We start from the raw sequence: 291 nt of genomic DNA, 5'->3' as shown, positions 1-291 counted from the left end.
AAATCTGATTCAAATCAATACGGTTTAATATGGCCTCTGTTAAGAGATCAACTTCACTTGTATCACGCCCTTATCAGCAAAGACAAATTCACGATTACTCCTATTTTACCTTTAGTCAATTCCTTTCCTACTTTTCACGATGCCCCAAGAAAAATTTATATGTCAGCAACAATCGCAGATGATAGCGATATTATTAGAACTTTTGACGCCAGCCCAGAAAGTATAAAAAATCCACTCCAATCACGGTCTTTAGCTGGTATTAGTGAGAGAATGATCCTAGTTCCGGAATTA

1 pseudogene is annotated in these 291 nt (G+C 36.8%); it reads left to right on the top strand.

The window, feature by feature from the left end:
- Positions 1-291 (top strand): annotated as a pseudogene (locus R0J87_RS19460) (helicase); the annotation flags it as partial.

It is taken from the genome of Halomonas sp. SIMBA_159, from assembly GCF_046536035.1.
In the GTDB taxonomy this organism is placed as follows: Bacteria; Pseudomonadota; Gammaproteobacteria; order Pseudomonadales; family Halomonadaceae; genus Vreelandella; species Vreelandella venusta_A.
Note: the sequence above shows the minus strand (reverse complement) of the source record. Positions and strands in the feature narration are given on the sequence as shown.